Annotated in this window: 16 protein-coding genes and 4 tRNA genes; 17 read left to right on the top strand and 3 right to left on the bottom strand. The window is 42.0% G+C overall.

Annotated features, from left to right (window positions below):
* Window positions 1-138 precede the first annotated feature (138 nt).
* Complete coding sequence (prmA, locus tag EO127_RS06230) at window positions 139-1,074, bottom strand: 50S ribosomal protein L11 methyltransferase (protein ID WP_127448606.1); 936 nt, start codon at window positions 1,072-1,074, stop codon at window positions 139-141.
* A 248-nt stretch (window positions 1,075-1,322) separates the two neighbouring features.
* Between prmA and EO127_RS06225 the strand changes: the two genes are divergently transcribed.
* On the top strand, window positions 1,323-2,546 hold the full coding sequence (locus tag EO127_RS06225) for a Fic family protein (protein ID WP_127448605.1): 1,224 nt from the start codon (window positions 1,323-1,325) through the stop codon (window positions 2,544-2,546).
* An 84-nt stretch (window positions 2,547-2,630) separates the two neighbouring features.
* Here the strand turns inward: EO127_RS06225 and EO127_RS06220 are convergent, their stop codons facing one another.
* Window positions 2,631-3,992 carry an amino acid permease gene (locus tag EO127_RS06220; protein WP_127448604.1) on the bottom strand — a complete coding sequence of 454 codons (1,362 nt, stop codon included), beginning with the start codon at window positions 3,990-3,992 and terminating at the stop codon, window positions 2,631-2,633.
* Between the two features lie 282 nt (window positions 3,993-4,274).
* Here EO127_RS06220 and fusA point away from each other — a divergent pair, with 282 nt between their 5' ends.
* The 3 genes from fusA to EO127_RS06210 all read left to right on the top strand — a co-directional run bounded on the left by fusA (window position 4,275) and on the right by EO127_RS06210 (window position 7,518).
* Window positions 4,275-6,344 (top strand): elongation factor G, encoded by a 2,070-nt coding sequence (gene fusA, locus EO127_RS06215; RefSeq protein ID WP_127448603.1) that lies wholly within the window; start codon window positions 4,275-4,277, stop codon window positions 6,342-6,344.
* Between the two features lie 280 nt (window positions 6,345-6,624).
* Window positions 6,625-6,723, top strand: coding sequence for a putative holin-like toxin (locus tag EO127_RS08940; protein ID WP_371412864.1), 99 nt, complete (start codon window positions 6,625-6,627; stop codon window positions 6,721-6,723).
* Between the two features lie 321 nt (window positions 6,724-7,044).
* Window positions 7,045-7,518, top strand: a complete 474-nt coding sequence (locus EO127_RS06210) for a YhcH/YjgK/YiaL family protein (protein ID WP_127448602.1) — start codon at window positions 7,045-7,047, stop codon at window positions 7,516-7,518.
* Between the two features lie 17 nt (window positions 7,519-7,535).
* Here EO127_RS06210 and EO127_RS08775 read toward each other — a convergent pair whose 3' ends face one another.
* Window positions 7,536-7,676: a hypothetical protein gene (locus tag EO127_RS08775; protein WP_206169254.1), complete on the bottom strand. Its 141-nt coding sequence runs from the start codon at window positions 7,674-7,676 to the stop codon at window positions 7,536-7,538.
* A gap of 44 nt (window positions 7,677-7,720) precedes the next feature.
* On the opposite strand from EO127_RS08775, the gene EO127_RS06200 reads away from it, so the two are divergent.
* From EO127_RS06200 to EO127_RS06140, 13 genes are all read left to right on the top strand, one after another.
* Window positions 7,721-8,626 (top strand): DMT family transporter, encoded by a 906-nt coding sequence (locus EO127_RS06200; RefSeq protein ID WP_127448601.1) that lies wholly within the window; start codon window positions 7,721-7,723, stop codon window positions 8,624-8,626.
* Between the two features lie 296 nt (window positions 8,627-8,922).
* Window positions 8,923-9,804: a prephenate dehydrogenase/arogenate dehydrogenase family protein gene (locus EO127_RS06195; RefSeq protein WP_127448600.1), complete on the top strand. Its 882-nt coding sequence runs from the start codon at window positions 8,923-8,925 to the stop codon at window positions 9,802-9,804.
* A gap of 110 nt (window positions 9,805-9,914) precedes the next feature.
* Window positions 9,915-10,334: a hypothetical protein gene (locus tag EO127_RS06190; RefSeq protein WP_127448599.1), complete on the top strand. Its 420-nt coding sequence runs from the start codon at window positions 9,915-9,917 to the stop codon at window positions 10,332-10,334.
* A complete protein-coding gene (locus EO127_RS06185; protein ID WP_127448598.1) occupies window positions 10,331-11,674 on the top strand; it encodes an MATE family efflux transporter in 1,344 nt (447 codons plus the stop codon). The genes EO127_RS06190 and EO127_RS06185 overlap by 4 nt, the downstream gene beginning before the upstream one ends.
* Window positions 11,675-12,077: 403 nt before the next feature.
* Window positions 12,078-12,305: a type II toxin-antitoxin system RelB family antitoxin gene (gene relB / locus EO127_RS06180; RefSeq protein ID WP_127448597.1), complete on the top strand. Its 228-nt coding sequence runs from the start codon at window positions 12,078-12,080 to the stop codon at window positions 12,303-12,305.
* Window positions 12,305-12,574, top strand: coding sequence for a type II toxin-antitoxin system RelE/ParE family toxin (locus EO127_RS06175; RefSeq protein WP_127448596.1), 270 nt, complete (start codon window positions 12,305-12,307; stop codon window positions 12,572-12,574). The genes relB and EO127_RS06175 overlap by 1 nt, the downstream gene beginning before the upstream one ends.
* A 263-nt stretch (window positions 12,575-12,837) precedes the next feature.
* On the top strand, window positions 12,838-13,884 hold the full coding sequence (cobT, locus tag EO127_RS06170) for a nicotinate-nucleotide--dimethylbenzimidazole phosphoribosyltransferase (RefSeq protein ID WP_127448595.1): 1,047 nt from the start codon (window positions 12,838-12,840) through the stop codon (window positions 13,882-13,884).
* Window positions 13,877-14,941, top strand: a complete 1,065-nt coding sequence (locus tag EO127_RS06165) for a nicotinate-nucleotide--dimethylbenzimidazole phosphoribosyltransferase (protein ID WP_127448594.1) — start codon at window positions 13,877-13,879, stop codon at window positions 14,939-14,941. The genes cobT and EO127_RS06165 overlap by 8 nt, the downstream gene beginning before the upstream one ends.
* 54 nt (window positions 14,942-14,995) lie before the next feature.
* Complete coding sequence (locus EO127_RS06160) at window positions 14,996-15,376, top strand: hypothetical protein (RefSeq protein ID WP_127448593.1); 381 nt, start codon at window positions 14,996-14,998, stop codon at window positions 15,374-15,376.
* Window positions 15,377-15,632: 256 nt separating this feature from the next.
* A tRNA-Gly gene (locus tag EO127_RS06155) sits at window positions 15,633-15,707 on the top strand.
* A gap of 10 nt (window positions 15,708-15,717) precedes the next feature.
* Window positions 15,718-15,793 (top strand) — tRNA-Asn (locus tag EO127_RS06150).
* Between the two features lie 27 nt (window positions 15,794-15,820).
* Window positions 15,821-15,896, top strand: a tRNA-Lys gene (locus tag EO127_RS06145).
* A 12-nt stretch (window positions 15,897-15,908) separates the two neighbouring features.
* Window positions 15,909-15,983, top strand: a tRNA-Glu gene (locus EO127_RS06140).
* Window positions 15,984-15,985: the final 2 nt, after the last annotated feature.

Raw genomic sequence — 15,985 nt, 5'->3', positions numbered from 1 at the left:
GCGAAAAAAGCGCGAAAACTAAAATCGTGCTCGAAATCGCATTTTTTGTGCAATAAATTTTAGAATCGTGCTTTTTTTACTTTTTGATATATTAAGTATAAGGTAACTAGGGGGAGATGTTGAAATTGCTAACAACTATTATTTATGACAGATGATGCAGACCCAGTTATTTTCTGTTGTAATAGATAGATTGACAAACCCAACAGCACTGGCAGCATTGATGAGTTCTTGTTCTTCCCCTTCTTGGATACCGCTCATGATGAAGACTCCCTTTGGTTCTAGACAGCGATAGGCATCCTCCAATAAGCGTAACAAGATAGGGGTAATAATATTAGCCACGATAATAGAGGCGGTGGCACTAATGCCTTCCAGCAAGTTATTCGTTTGTACTTGCACCACGGACCCTAGCTGGTTCATTTCAACGTGGTGTTGTGCATTAGTGGTGGCTGTTTCATCTAGATCGAAAGCTGTGACAGATTGAGCGCCAAGGGCTCCTGCGGATAAGGCGATGATGCCAGACCCTGTGCCTACGTCGAAGACGGTACTTTCAGGGGTCAAATATTGAGACATAGCCTGAATAGCCAATCGTGTGGTTGGATGGTCGCCAGTGCCAAAGGCAATGCCAGGTTCTATGCGGATCACTCGCTCCTCTTCATGCGGGCTATATTCCGCCCAATCAGGAATAATCGTCAAATGTTCCGTCATCGAAATTGGAGGATATTGCATTTTCCAATCGTCCCAACCAGACTCGTCAGCTATGGTAATAGATAGATTGAGGGGGCCGAAATCCATGGTGAAAGTACTTTGCAACTGCTGTAGTTCGGTTTTGATGAGAGTCTCTAACTCGTCAATCCCATATAGATCGGGATCTATATAGGCTTTCACAGTGACATCAGAGGAATCATATAGTTCCTCTCGTTCAGGTTTGATAATTCCAAATCCATCATCTGTGAGTTGGTCAAATTCGTAAGGATCTTCTGTGTAGACACCTTCCGCTCCTAGAGCAAGCAGAGTATCCGTGATAAGTTCAGACGCTTCGTGCGTCGTGGTCAATGTAATTTCAAGCCAAGCCATTGAGCTACCTCGTAAATAAAACGTAAATAACGACGTTAGTTGTTACTAGTATACTATCACATCTATAATACTTAGCAAAACTGCTTCTTGTTGGAACATCCAAAATATAGTACTATCTAAATATAAAGGGAATGCTTTCATTTGCAAAAAATGCGATTTTTTCCATTGAAGAAAATTTCGTTTGCAAAAAGTGCAAAAATTTCCATTGAAATGTAGAACGTTATGTTTCTTTCAGTAGTGAGGGTCCTATGAAATATGAATCGCTGTACAAACTATATAGAAAATCTGAGGCAGATTGGAAGAAACGATATGAAGAACGGTTCCAACATGAGTTTACGGTACATTTGCCAATCGCTATCAAAGAATATAATCGAAAAGTATCATTTCCAGCGTTTTATTGTTATGCCCCTGAAATGATGAGTTTAGTATTGCGCATTTACAAGGAAACGACAGAGTTTATTAAAGAACTTCAACCGATGCCTAATGTATTACTGAATCATCTTATGAATAGTTTTTTAGTAGATGAGATAAAATCCAGTAATGATATCGAGGGGGTACGTAGTAGTCGGCGTGAAATCAAAGAGTCTTTGGAACAGTTTGATAGTAATCGACCTTTGCGTTTTCACAGTATTATTGAAAAGTATAAACAAGTATTACATGTCACTGATGAAGGTGTATCGATAAGGACTTGCGAAGAGTTACGTACGTTTTATGAATCTTTTTTGTGGTCGGAAATTGAAGAGAAGGATCGTCCTGATGGGCGGTTATTCCGAGCAGATAGTGTAGATGTAAAGACGGGAACCGATAAGATTATTCATCAAGGACTGTTTCCAGAGTCGACTATCATTGATACGATGACAGAAGCGCTTCGTATACTTAATGATGATACTATTGAGGTGCCAATTCGTGTCGCTATTTACCATTATTTGTTTGGATATATTCACCCTTTTTATGATGGGAATGGGCGCACATCTAGGATTATTTCCTCCCAATATATTTCACGGGAATACCATCCGTTGATTGGACTTAGACTTTCCAAGGTGATAAAAGATAATCAGAAGAAATATTATGATGCATTTATCATCACTAATTCAGAATATAACCGTGGAGATTTAACATATTTTATTATTGAGTTTTTAACTCTGTTAGAAGCAACGATAAAAAATGCAAAAGAGTTATTAGTAACGAGAGTGAAGCGTTTACGTGAAGCGGAAAAAAAGTTAGAAAGATTTGTAGAAAAGAACCAAATTACAGACCAAGTGATACAAGATATTTATTTTGTAGCATTACAAGCGAGTATGTTTTCTCTTTTTTCAGGCGCTACCAAGGATGAAATTGTAGCAGTAATTGGTAAGAGTAAACGAACTCTAGATAGTAAATTAAAAGAAATACCATCTGACCATTTAGTGGTTACCAAAGTAGGAAAAGTGCTACATTTTAAATTAAATGTAGACATACTCAAGTCATGCTAGAGACTTACAAATTCATTCTAATAATATAATAACAATAAAAGGATAGCCGAGAATATCTCAGCTATCCTTTTTAGTATTCATATTTTATTTTTTCTTAAGTCGGTACGCAATGTACAGAGCGCCAATCCAAACTGGAATAATGTAGATGGATGTGCGCATGGAATCCATCGTTAACATAACGCCTACTGCCATAGCGATGAAAGCAAAGCAGAAGTAGTTTGTGAATGGATATAAAATAGATTTGAATTTCAATTCATCTAGGCGACCTTCACGAGCAAAGCGCTTGCGGAATTTAAGGTGTGTCACTGGAATGATGAACCATGCAATAATCAAGCCTGCTACGATGATTGCCAACAATTGCAAGAATACATCACTAGCACTTGGGAAGATGTATGTCAAGAATACAACGATCAAGGCTAAGGCTGCACAGAATAAGGTAGCAATCAATGGTACCCCTGTAGCTGTTAAGTTCTTGAAGATTTTTGGCGCATCACCAGATAATGCCATACTATGCAAAATACGAGAATTACTGTAGAGCAAGCTATTGTATACGGATAAGGCAGCCACAACAACAACGAAGTTTAAGATATGGGCTGCTGCTGGAATACCGATGTTTGTAAAGATTTGAACAAATGGACTCGCATGGGTACCTAGTTCGTTCCATGGAGATAATGCCATGATCACAGTCATTGTACCTACATAGAAGATCAAGATACGAGCTAATAATTCGTTAATCGCTTTTGGTAATGTTTTTTCAGGATCTTCAGCTTCCCCAGCAGTGATACCAATGAGTTCCACTCCACCAAAAGAGAACATCACCACAGCGATAGAGGCGATGAAACCATAAGCACCATTCGGGAATAACCCGCCGTGAACCCAAAGGTTAGAGAAGTTTTGTGGAAATGTACCCATATCTCCAAAGAAAATGAGGAAGATACCAAAAGCAATCATAGCGATGATAGCAACTACTTTAATGAGGGATGCAAAAAATTCTACTTCTCCATAGGCACGCACATTGATGAGGTTAATCACGGTGACTAGTGTAATACAAGCGAGGGTAGTAATCCAATGAGGAATGCCTGGTAACCAGAAATCTAAGTATACTGAAATGGCAGCCAGTTCTGCCATGCTCGCAAGCATGTACAGGATCCAGTAATTCCAACCAGATAAATAGCCTGCAAAAGAAGACCAATATTTACTGGCAAAATAGGTAAAAGAGCCAGACACAGGTTCACGAACTGACATTTCTCCTAACATACGCATTAAAAAGAAAATAAAGATACCGGTTAATAAATAAGAGAAAATAACACCTGGTCCTACCAGTTGAATTGTGGGAGCAGATCCGTAGAAGAGGCCTGTCCCCACAGAGGCTCCTAATGCGATCATTTGCATATGACGACTTTTCAGCCCTCGATGCAATGACGCCTTTGATTCATTGTCTTTCATACTATATAACTCCCTTCCCATGTATACTCTGAAATGACATATATTTATTAGAATACCACAAACTATAGAATTTACCTAGTAAAATTTTAGTGTAGTAGAGAAGTAACGGAGTAGGCTTGAATATTTGAGAAAGTATTCGTAACAATAGTTTTTCTCATACATAGGTCTATTCTATGCGTAATTTGCATATATAAATTTCAGTCTATTCAAAGGAGTTTAAAAAAATATGTAGAATTATTTAAAACAATAGACTGTTTTCGGCTGTAAAGGAGGACGATGTTCATGAAAGAATATACTAGTGATTTGATCAGAAACGTGGCGGTGGTCTCCCATGACGGGGCGGGTAAAACAGCATTAGTAGAGGCATTGTTATTGTCTTGTGGTGCTGTAGACTTTGTTGGCAAAGGTCAAGATAATAAACATATCATGGACTTTGAGCCAGAAGAAATCAAACGGAATGTTACGATCCAACTAGGTATGGCTCCTTGTGAATGGAAAGGTCATAAAATTAACTTTATCGACACTCCAGGCTACTCCGAGTTCCATGGGGAAGTACGCTCTGCTTTGCGTGCGGCAGACGGTATGCTTATGGTATTATCTGCTGGTACAGGCGTAGAAATTGATACTATTCGTGCGTGGGAGTATGGGGTAGAATTGCAAATGCCTCGTATGGCTTTCATCAATAAAATGGACGTTGAAAAAGCAGACTTCTTTGGTACCTTGGAAAAAATGCGGGAATTATTTGGTAAAGCTATCATGCCATTGCAGATTCCAATCGGTGAAGGGCCTACTTTCAAAGGTGTGGTAGACGTGGCGAAACGGACTGCTTATGTCTATGAAAACGGTAAGATGACAGAAGTGGAAGTGCCAGCGGAACTATCCGATAAAGTAGAAGAAATTCGTGAAATGACTGTGGAGGCAGCTGCAGAAGGTAATGATACATTACTAGAAAAATATTTAGACGGACAAGAATTGACCTTGGAAGAAATTCGTCAAGGTTTGCGCGAAGGTATGTTGACGGGCCGTGTATGTCCTGTTATGTGTGGTACTGCCTTGAGTCGTATTGGTATGGACCAAGTGCTAGATCGCATGATTCGCTATATGCCAGATGCGACGAAAAAAGTGATGACCGCTATCGGTGTGGATTCTAAGGAAGAGCATATTGTGGTGGCAGACAAACCGTTTACGGGTTTTGTATTTAAAACAATTCTTGACCCATTTGCGGGAAAACAAAGTTTTGTTCGTGTCTTCTCTGGGGAATTGAAAGTAGGAGATAAACTTTATAATGTGACCCGTGATGTAGAAGAAAAATGGGGCAAAATGGTGACTTTAATTGGTAAACAACAAGTGCCAGTAGAGGTTGCAAAAGCTGGGGATATCGTAGTTATTCCTAAACTAGGAGAAACGAAAACAGGAGATACCTTTGGTACAGCGGAATTTAAAGTACAATATGCACCAATTCGATTCCCACAACCACTATATCGTGTGGCGATGGTACCTGAGAAAAAAGGGGAAGAAGAAAAATTAGCTAATGCTTTGGCACGTATTTCCGAAGAGGATCCTACTTGTGAAGTAGTGAAAGATGTAGAAGGTCGTCAAATGCAAGTGCGGTGTATGGGAGATGTGCATTTAGAACATATTTTACAAAAAATGGAACGTAAATATGGGGTTAGGGCAAAATTAGAAGCGCCATACATTCCGTATCGTGAAACCATTCGTGGTACAGTGGAAGTAGAAGGTAAACATAAAAAACAAAGTGGCGGTCATGGTCAATATGGACATGTGAAACTTGGTATTGCTCCGCTATATGAAGGAGAGTTCGAGTTTATCGATAAAATCTTTGGTGGTGCTGTGCCACGTCAATACATTCCAGCTGTAGAAAAAGGTGTTCGTGAAACATTGGAAAAAGGTCTTTTGGCAGGGTATCCGATGATTGGCATCCAAGTGACGTTATTAGATGGTTCCTATCATACAGTGGACTCCTCTGAGTTGGCTTTTAAAATGGCAGCAGCTCAAGCATTGAAAAAAGGTGTGCCTGATGCAAAACCGATTTTGTTAGAGCCAGTGTATAATGTGAATGTCATCGGCCCAGAAGAATTTATGGGCGATATTATGGGAGATTTGAATAGCCGTCGTGGTCGCGTACTCGGCATGGACCAAGGCGTGCGTGAAGGGATCACTGTGGTGAAAGCCCAAGTTCCATTGGTAGAAATGTTGGATTATGTAACAGTATTGCGCTCCATGACACAAGGACAAGGTGTGTTTAATATGGAGTTCAATGGATACGAAGAAGTACTACATAAACAAGCGGAAACAATAATTGCAGGATTTGCGGGTCACGAAGAGTCGTAACTTGTGATGCTATGTAGCCTGTGGCGTTTTTAACTAAATAGCGAAAGGGAAGAGCACGGTATACCCCTCTCAAACGGTATTTCATAATGTTTGTTCGGGGCACACCGTGCTCTTCTTGGGTTTGTATGATTTAGTCAGTAAAGAGACGCCACAAGGCTACTACGCATCATTGCGTTCCTCAGGGGTATTTTTTTGAGAAATATTAACAATACGAGTAATTTTGTGGTATAATACTAATTGAAGAGTCATCGACGTGTTGTTGGGCTCATCTCTTCCTAATATGGGAGGAGGTGGTACTATGACTACATATGAGAAATTATCTTTATTGATTCAATTTTCTATGTTAATCGTAGAAGTTGTTCGTTGCTTTTATAGCTAACGAAAATGCCTAACGAATAGAGGTTTTGCGGACCTCACACGTTAGGCAATTTCAATTTCTGTAGTTCTTGAGATGAGCCTAACGCTAGCTGCACGTTGGTGGCTCTTCTTTTGTTACTTTTAGTATATCACAGTTTGTGAAAGAATAAAAGTAGCGTTGTTAAAATAGATAATGATACAGTCTAATATATCCATGTTATCCTCAAAATTGTGTTTGACCTTATATGGCTATGCTAGTATAGTAACAGTAGATAGATACGCTTCATGTGAGGGTGCTATGAGGATGCACGGTTCGCAGGATATAACGATAAAGGAGTAACTTATGATTTATCAAAATATTGCTATAGATTACAAACAGTTTCACTATCCGAAGGCGGTGGAACGGGCTCTTAAGTTTTTGAAAGCTCATGATTTCATGACGTTTGAGGGTGGTCGATACCCTATTGAAGGTGATTTGATGTATGCTAATGTGGATATTGTGAATACACGGATCTATGAGGAGACGAAGATTGAAGGGCATAAGGATTACATGGATGTACAATTTCTAGTGACTGGGGAAGAGCAAATGGAGATTCTCATTCGTCAGACTTTTCCTGATGTGGTAGAGGCCTATGATGATAAGGATTGTTATTTCTATGATCCTACGCAAGGTGGCACCTTAAAAATCGATGTGCGTCCAGGGGATTATTGTATTTTTTATCCTGGCGAGTTACACCGCACCTTGATTGCCCCTCATGAGATACAACAAATCCGTAAGGTTGTTGTGAAAATTCATAAGAGTTTATTAAGTAAGTAAACATAAGCTTGGATAGTTTATGTTTGTACCATATAATTTTTTACAGACACAGACACAGACACAGACACAGACACAGACACAGACACAGACACAGACACAGACACAGATAAAGGTGCTGGAGAAAGTTTAGGATTAGAGCGTATAATTACAGCTGGCATAATGATTATAAGGAAAATTTCACTAGTGACTAAGGGAGGATGGTATGAACGCATATGTAATGAAAGGCATGTTACTCATTGCATTAGGTGCTGTTTTGTGGGGCTTTTCTGGGATGTGCTCACAATTTGTGCAACAACAGCGCATGATGTCTGCAGAATGGGTAGTGGCCATGCGATTGACTATTGCCGGTGTCATTACGGTAGCAGTGGCCTTTTACCAAGGAAGAGCCTCTATTTTTAAGGTCTTTTCCGACTGGAAAGATACATTACGGTTGGTGATATTTGGGGTCCTTGGTATGTGGATGTGCCAATATACTTACTTTAAAGCCATCGCCTATGCAGGAGCAGGGATTGCGACGGTCTTGCAATATGTAGGGCCAGCACTCATTATTTTATACATTTCTATCACCCGTCTACAGTTACCACGAGTGGCGGAGGTATGTAGTGTCGTATTGGCTACGTTAGGTACAGGCATCATCGCACTGCAAGGGGTGTGGGATATCTCTGCCTTAGATGATACCCTTTTATTGTGGGGTATGTTGTCAGCGGTGGCAGTTGGTATATACACATTGCAACCAGTGCCTTTATTGAAGAAGTATGGTACAGCCCCTATCGTGGGCTTTGGGATGCTCATTGGTGGAGCTTTTGCATGGATTGCTACACAACCAAGTTCTGAAGGGATTGTGTGGGATCTATGGGCGCACGGTGGGTTCTGGAGTATTATCATCTTCGGCACAGTGGTGTCCTTTAATGCGTACCTAGAAGGGGTGCGACGTGTAGGGGCTGTAACGGGGTCTATACTTTCATCCATAGAACCTATCTCGGCAGCGGTGTTGGCATGGTTGCTATTGGGCAATGAGTTTTCTCAGTGGGATATGATCGGCATGACGCTTATCATTGTTACAATATTTATCTTGGCATGGGATAGAGGTCGTACTACAAGCGCATAGAATAGATGGAATATAAAAAGAAAGGCACGAGATTCTTTTTCTTGTGTGATTCAGTTGGTAAGGACAATTATAGAGGGTAATGTTGTTGTAAATATGATCGCATAAAGTGATATTTCGGCATAATTAAAAGTTGACCGAATCTATAATTCGTGGTAGAACTAATAAATACAGAATGAAGGGTACAGATGCTTGTAAAAGTAGCTGTACCTTATTAGTAAGTGTGGATGTTAAGAGCATCTTAGGACCTGTATAGGGTAGATAGATACATTTCTCGAGGTTACGTGTAGGAGGAATAGATGGCACGAACGGTTGGCATTATTGGATTAGGATTGCTAGGGGCGTCCTTGGCGAAAGCATTGCGAGCATATACAACATACGATGTCATTGGCTATGCCCGACGACAGGAAATTTGTGATATAGCGCTGGCTGATGGCTGTGTGTCGCAGGCTTTCACGGCGGTGGAAGCAGTGATTGAGGGTGCAGATATTGTTGTATTTGCCTTGCCACCGCAAACGAATAGCGAACTTTTTGTGAAAGTAGCTCATCATTTCCGACCAGGACAAGTGGTGACCGATGTGTCCAGTGCAAAAGATGAATTTGCCAATACTGTGTATGCGTATATTCCTGAAGGTGTGCACTTCGTATCTGTACATCCTATGGCAGGTTCTGAAAAAGGCGGTTATGAAGAAGCTCATAAAGACTTATTTCAAAAGATGGGATGGATTGTCCTAGAAGATGAGAAGCAGCCAGCCTACGATGCCACAGTGGCGCAGGAGTTAGCTGACATGGGCCGTGCTGTGGGATCTCGTATTGAATACGTGGATATGAAACGCCACGATGGGTGCTTGGCCATGGTGAGCCATATGCCGCATATGCTGGCATCTGTCATGATTACTGCTGTAGGCGGAGACGAGCTGGGAGATAAGCGCATGAGCTTGTCTGCTGGAGGTTTACGAGATAGCACCCGTACTGCCAGTGGTTTGCCGAGCATGTGGCAGGAGATTATCTATGGCAATCGCCATAATGTATTAGAGGCTATTCATAAGGTGGAGCAGGAACTAGAAGTGGTGAAAGCCTTACTTCAAGCCGATGATAATGGTGATGGATTGGGGCAGTATTTAACACGAGGAAAAGAAATTCGTGACCGCTTGCCAAGTTTGACTATAGATAAAAAATAGATGTAGTATAGTATTATGTATAATAAGGGAATCTTTCAAAGATATATTACAAGCTCTGGAAATATAGGGCAAAGTATATATAGAACGGATACATAGAAAGGAGCGATAGTATGACAGACACAGCACAAAATATTGTAGACCAAGTGCTAGAGGAAGTGCAAAATACACCAGGTGTAGGGGTGGAAAACCCTTTAGAAGTGGCGAATCAAGCCTTACAAGAAACATTGGTTAATAGTGTAGTTCCAGAAGAATATTGGTCAGAAATTATGTCTTGGGTAGCGGAAACCGGCTTAGACTCGGTCTATTTAGATAGCCGCGACCGTGTAGGAGCCTGGTGGGCATCTAAAGAAGTGTGCTCTATGGGATATACCTTAAATTTCACTAAATGTAGTAAGGTGCCAAGCGAATGGTTCCCTGAAGGGGAACATTGGAAAGAGGCGGAAGTAGAAGCCCGCTATCGCTTAGTAGCGAGCTGGGAATCTTTAGTGGAGAACGGTGCATTAGAGAAAGTTGAATACGAAGTAGAATGAAAGTAACAAAAAGCATATCCTTATCTGTAGGGGCACTTAGTGTCCCTATCTTTATAGAATTATTTTTACAGATGTTATTGGGTAATGTAGACCAATTCATGCTTAGTCAATATGCAGAAACAGCAGTGGCAGCCGTAGCCAATGCGAACCAGATTATTAATGTAATCTTGTTCTTGCTCATTGTTATGAGTACAGCCACCACCATTTTGATTGCCCAATATTTGGGGGCTAAACGGCCTGATAAAATTGATGAAGTGTATACCATTAGCGTAGTCTTTCATACGTTATTTAGTGCTATCGCAGGGGCTGTGGTGATTATCTTTCATCAAACTTTATGCGAATGGCTTGGTGTACCACCGGAGATTATGGAAGAAACGACGCTCTATTTGAATATCGTGGCAGCTAGCATTCCTGTTACAGGGATTTATACGACCTATGTAGCGATGTTCCGGGGACATTCCATGCCACGTATTGCCATGTGGATTGCTCTCGTCATGAATGTGGTCCATATTATCTTGAACTACGCCCTTATCTACGGTTGGGGACCAATTCCAAGCATGGGCGTACTAGGGGTATCCTTGTCGACGGTCATTAGCAAGGCGTTGGGACTAGGTCTTATCATCTGGTGCCATCAATCCTTGTTGACTGCTCGTCTGAAAGTGGACTATTTGCGCCCATTCCGGTGGGAAACGTTACGACAGTTGTTGTTTATTTCTGTTCCTTCTGGTGGGGAAACTTTATCGTACCAAATGTCACAGACAGTGATTATGAAAATGGTGAACCTTATGGGGCTCGTGGTGATTACAACAAAAGTATATGTGTATATCATCGCTACCTTCTGCTATATGTACACCATTGCCTTGGCTAATGCAGCACAAATTGTGGTAGGGTTCCTCATGGGAGCTAAACGAGAAGAAGAGGTGTCTCGTCGTGTGTGGCTCACAACAGCAGCAGGCGTTTCTATTGGCGTGGGATTGAGCACCTTCTTTTACTTTGCCTGTGAACCTGTGATGCGCCTTGTGACGGATAATCAGGAGATTATCGATTTGGCGAAAGCCGTTTTGTTCATCGAAATATTCTTGGAAATTGGACGTGGCGCTAACATTGTGTTGGTGCAATGCTTGCAAGCGGCGGGAGATATTCGGATTCCTGTGTTCGTAGGTGTCTTTGGCATGTGGATGTTCGCTGTGACCTTGTCCTATTACTTTGGCATCGTCCTTGGATGGGGACTCGTAGGCGTGTGGATTGCTATGGCTATTGATGAAATCATACGGGCGCTCATATTCATGTGGCGGTGGCAGTCAGGAAAATGGAGAGGTCGTTCGCTCATATCGGTTTAAATTCCATATCGTGAAAGTGTGGGGAGGAGCCCCCATGTATTCCGCAAAAACTGCCCTACGCGAAAGTTTTTGACAGAACACATGGGGGCTCCTTTGCGCTTATTAGAGGAAGGAATTTAAACTGCTCTGAGCGGGGCTCCCTAGAGGGAAAGAATGTGATTTTGAGCCCCCCATGTAGGCCCCGAAAACTGCCCTACGTGAAAGTTTTTGACGAAACACATGGGGGCTTCTTTGCGTTTATAGAGGGGTAGAAATTTAGACCGCTCCGAGCGGTGGGCGACCTGGAGGGAGCAGGATGTGGTTTGAGCTCCGATTAAAGAGTGTGTGATTTTCTTGACTGAGGGTGTTTATGTGATATACTGTAATTGAGGTATTACTTGTATTACAAAAAGGAGGGAGATTTATGGCTACTACCATTTCTTTACGTTTATCTGAAGATGAGAGCCAAATGATTCAAGCGTATGTGGCTGCTAATAACTTAAATGTATCTTCCTTTATTCGTAATCTAGTGCTAGATACGATTGAGGATGAATTGAAAATTAATGAGGAACGCATTTTAAAGGCAAGACGAGAACTTCATAATGGAAAAGTTTATGATCATGAAGAGGTTTGGAAGGAGCTTGGTATCTAGTGTTTTCGGTTAAATTTTCAGAACATGCTATAAAGCAAATTAAAAAGTTAGACCCATCCATAGCAAGGATGATAAAACATTGGGTTTTGAAATATTTAGTAGGTACATTAGATCCTAGAATCCACGGAAAAATGCTAACAGGAAATCTTTCTGGCGTATGGCGATATAGAGTAGGAGATTATCGATTATTTGCGGAAATTAATGATACAGAAGTTACTATTTTTATAGTAGAAGTAGCACATAGACGTGAAGTATACAAAAACAAGTAACTCTCTTCCCGCTTATTTTCCCCGGGTCTGTTTCAATTTTTATAGTTTCATCTATGCTATTGTATCGGAAGCCCGCATGTATGTTGTCAAAACTTTCGCGGAGGGCAGTTTTTACAACATACATGTGGGCGACTCCACTCCAAAAACAAAATGAATATAAAAATTGAAACTGATCAAAAAATACTTTATAATGGAATCAACTTGGCATAGTCTAGGGCTATGCTTTTTTGTATTCTTATGATGGGTTTCACATAGGAGGACGTATGAGTTTATATGAAAGTACGTTGGCGCGCATTGTGCCGCGGAATAAAGAGATTGAACGAGCAATTGGGGAACAGTGGAGTAAGGGGACTCCATATGGTTCGTATGGTAAGTTAGCGACCATGGTAGAGCATTATGCAGCGGCGACGAATCAACCGAATCCAACAGCTCCTAAGCCTTGTATGATCATCGCCTCTGGTGACCATGGTGTGGCAAAAATCGGTGTCAGTGCCTACCCACAAGAGGTAACGGTGCATATGACTATGAACTACTTGATTCCAAAAGGTGCTGCAGCCAATGCGTTGGCGAACTATTGTGGCGCTCAAATTGAAGTCATCGACGTAGGGGTGGCGGCGGATATGTCCGCTGTGCCAGGTTTACACCATCGTAAGGTAATGCCTAATGGTACGAATAACATGTTAGAAGAACCGGCTATGCCTATGGAGAAAGCCATCGAAGCTGTGGAGGTAGGTATCGCTTTCGTAGAAGAAAAAGTGAAAGAAGGCTTTAACACCTTCCTAGTGGGCGAAATGGGTATCGGTAATACTACGTCTAGTGCGGTGATCACAGCAAAGTTCTCTGGACTTTCAGCGGATGAAGCAACGGGACGAGGTACGAATATTTCAGACGAACGATTGAAAGTAAAACAAAAAGTCGTTTACGATGCGTTAGTGAAATATGCGGATATTCCAGCCACAGACGGATTGGGCATTTTGTCTGCCGTAGGAGGGTTAGAGTTCGCTTGCCTAGTAGGTGTTATCCTAGGGGCGGCAGCGAATCATGCATTGGTGGTCATCGACGGATTTAACACCACAGCCTGCGCCCTCATTGCACACGCTATGAACCCGCACACCATGGATTACGTGATGGCATCCCATTTGTCGGCTGAAAAAGCTCACAAAGATGCGTTGAAAACATTGGGCCTCGAAGCCTATGTAGACCTTGGATTCTGTCTCGGTGAGGCCACTGGAGGGTCTATGCAAATGCAAATGTTGAACTTAGCCGTGGACATGTTCCACGAAGTTGCAGGAGGTGAGCACCATGCGTAATTTTGTCATCGAACCATTGCATAAACCGTCTATGGAGGAATGCCGTTTGCGCATCGACAATCTAACAAAACCATTGTATTCCTTGGCGCGCTTGGAAGGTATTACAGAACGTATCGCAGGGATTCTGAAAGAAGAAAAACCGAACCACCTTCGTCATGCTGTTGTCATCGTTGGTGCCGACATCGCTGTGGATGGACCACAAAACCAAACGCATGGCGTAGAAAGCTTACAAGCTATGGAACGATTGGCATCTGGTCACTCTGCAACCCATGGAGCAGCAAAGAAAATCGGGGCTCATGTGTTCTTAGTAGATGCTGGTCTAGAATTGGATACTAGTCATATCAAAGGGGTCCGCCAACATAAACTAGCGAAAGGTTCTAAATTTTTCCGTATGCATGCGGCGTTGACACCTGATATCGTAGAACGAGGTTTAGAATTAGGCTTTGGCTTAGCCGATGAATTGAGTGAAAAAGGGTACCAAACCATCGCTATCGGTACTGTCGGTGAAAGAAGCTTACTTTCAGCCTTGGCGGTGACAGCAGGAATCACAGGATATCCGATGGCAGAGTTGTTGACAGAAAATAATTGTACTTTAAGCATTCAAGAAAAAGCAAAACAATTGACGGCCAGTTTGGCAGAACACCAATTGCCTAGCCAAGACGGAGCCCATGTGTTGGCGACCGTAGGATCTCCAGACGTGGTGGTCTTAACAGGACTTATCCTAGGGGCGGCAAGCCATCGCATGGCGGTAGTTTTCGACACAGCAGAAACAGGCGCAGCCGTACTCGCTGCGAAATGCATCAACGAAGCGGTCATGGATTACGTGTTCCCATCTGTTCATATGGGAGAACCTGTGCAAAAAGCGCAAATGAAATATTTAGGTATTCAGCCACATCTATTCTACGGCTTTGAAATGGATGAAGCCTTAGGTTCTACTATGGGGCTATCGGTTCTGGATGCGGGCATGCACATGCTGAACGACATGAAAACATTCGGTGAAGCTAGCGTAAACGTAGCCGTCGATGGACCAGGGTCAGAACGCCAAGACGGACGGTAAGAAGTACTACTTTCAAACAATATGTAGATATACAATTCATATGTAGGGGTGTGTATGGATAATAAAAAGCTACTAGTAGATACGTTGGAGTTAATCCATAAGCTGGATGCGTCGGTGGAACGATATAAAGGACGAGGCGAACAGGGCGAGCTGCTTACTGATGATACATTCATGGATGATATGGTAGAAGATGGAATTGCTTGGAAATTACATTTCATTGGGACATATCTGACCAGAACGTCAGAAGAGTTTAAAATGAAACATCAGGACTTATCTTGGAATCTGATTGCTGCCATTCCGTATCTTGTTTCCTATGAGTACAAATTTGGTAAAAGACCAGTTTGGAGCCTCTGCTATGAGACACTACCGGACATTAAAGAGAAGGTGATATCTATATTGAAAGAGGAATATGGGATAGATTCCGGTAACAAATAACACTAAAAGTTGCAGCAAAATATATAGGTTATATTTTGCTGCAACTTTTTTTGATAGATTATGCACAGGGAGTTATTCCGCTTGTAATAGGGGAATCACTATCTATATAAATAGCCCTTTTCACAGGTTGTGTTACAAATGTTTGACTACTATAGACCGGGTAAAAAATATTTTAAAAATTTTGTTGACAACTATCTAAATTTTTTGGTATTATAAATGAGCAGTCGCAAGAAAGAAAAACATGGATTGCATTCGTGCGGAAATAGCTCAGCGGTAGAGCACCGCCTTGCCAAGGCGGGGGTCGCGAGTTCGAATCTCGTTTTCCGCTCCAGTTTGTTCATTCCTCGATAGCTCAGCAGGTAGAGCAATCGGCTGTTAACCGATCGGTCGTAGGTTCGAGTCCTACTCGAGGAGCCAACTTACTTTCGGTTAGTACACTATCATGACCCACTAGCTCAGTTGGCAGAGCACCTGACTTTTAATCAGGGTGTCCCGCGTTCGAGTCGCGGGTGGGTCACCACTTACACAACATGGCCCGTTGGTCAAGCGGTTAAGACACCGCCCTTTCACGGCGGTATCGGGGGTTCGATTCCCCCACGGGTCACCATA

It is taken from the genome of Veillonella sp. 3310 (assembly GCF_003999875.1).
Taxonomy (GTDB): Bacteria; Bacillota; Negativicutes; order Veillonellales; family Veillonellaceae; genus F0422.
This window is presented reverse-complemented; position numbering and strand designations above follow the sequence as displayed.

Bases quoted from the DNA above. Each gene is read 5' to 3' on its own strand.
- EO127_RS06195 (WP_127448600.1), top strand. From the start codon at position 8,923: ATGGCACGAACGGTTGGCATTATTGGATTAGGATTGCTAGGGGCGTCC.
- prmA (WP_127448606.1), bottom strand. From the start codon at position 1,074: ATGGCTTGGCTTGAAATTACATTGACCACGACGCACGAAGCGTCTGAA.
- EO127_RS06165 (WP_127448594.1), top strand. From the start codon at position 13,877: ATGCGTAATTTTGTCATCGAACCATTGCATAAACCGTCTATGGAGGAA.
- fusA (WP_127448603.1), top strand. From the start codon at position 4,275: ATGAAAGAATATACTAGTGATTTGATCAGAAACGTGGCGGTGGTCTCC.
- relB (WP_127448597.1), top strand. From the start codon at position 12,078: ATGGCTACTACCATTTCTTTACGTTTATCTGAAGATGAGAGCCAAATG.
- EO127_RS06190 (WP_127448599.1), top strand. From the start codon at position 9,915: ATGACAGACACAGCACAAAATATTGTAGACCAAGTGCTAGAGGAAGTG.
- EO127_RS08940 (WP_371412864.1), top strand. From the start codon at position 6,625: ATGGGAGGAGGTGGTACTATGACTACATATGAGAAATTATCTTTATTG.
- cobT (WP_127448595.1), top strand. From the start codon at position 12,838: ATGAGTTTATATGAAAGTACGTTGGCGCGCATTGTGCCGCGGAATAAA.
- EO127_RS06185 (WP_127448598.1), top strand. From the start codon at position 10,331: ATGAAAGTAACAAAAAGCATATCCTTATCTGTAGGGGCACTTAGTGTC.
- EO127_RS06220 (WP_127448604.1), bottom strand. From the start codon at position 3,992: ATGAAAGACAATGAATCAAAGGCGTCATTGCATCGAGGGCTGAAAAGT.
- EO127_RS06210 (WP_127448602.1), top strand. From the start codon at position 7,045: ATGATTTATCAAAATATTGCTATAGATTACAAACAGTTTCACTATCCG.
- EO127_RS06225 (WP_127448605.1), top strand. From the start codon at position 1,323: ATGAAATATGAATCGCTGTACAAACTATATAGAAAATCTGAGGCAGAT.
- EO127_RS08775 (WP_206169254.1), bottom strand. From the start codon at position 7,676: ATGCCAGCTGTAATTATACGCTCTAATCCTAAACTTTCTCCAGCACCT.
- EO127_RS06160 (WP_127448593.1), top strand. From the start codon at position 14,996: ATGGATAATAAAAAGCTACTAGTAGATACGTTGGAGTTAATCCATAAG.
- EO127_RS06200 (WP_127448601.1), top strand. From the start codon at position 7,721: ATGAACGCATATGTAATGAAAGGCATGTTACTCATTGCATTAGGTGCT.